This window comes from Streptococcus mitis (assembly GCF_001579045.1).
Lineage (GTDB): Bacteria > Bacillota > Bacilli > Lactobacillales > Streptococcaceae > Streptococcus > Streptococcus mitis_D.
The window spans coordinates 1-254 of the sequence record NZ_KQ970281.1; the positions used below are offsets into that span (position 1 = coordinate 1).

Below are 254 nucleotides of genomic sequence, written 5' to 3' on the forward strand. Positions count from 1 at the left end.
GTCTAGAAAATGCCCCATCAGGTGTCCAAGAAGCCTTGAAGTCTAGCAATTTCACTCCGAAAGGAGCGATTCAAGTATTCGAGGCAGAGAATCCAGAGGAGTTCTACAAGACCTACGTGCAAGTTGGAGAAGTTCTGACTATTACCAATCCAATGACTGTTAAGAAGGAATTGGGTCAAACAGGTGGTAAGTATGAGAATACAGCTTATCAGATTGATTTTGGTTCAGCTTATATCACGGAAACAGTCGTCAAT

General features: G+C 42.1%; 1 protein-coding gene. It reads left to right on the plus strand.

The window, feature by feature from the left end; genetic code table 11:
* Positions 1-254: SspB-related isopeptide-forming adhesin (locus tag SMIDD28_RS10755; protein WP_155719348.1), on the plus strand; the 254-nt coding region annotated here is incomplete at both ends.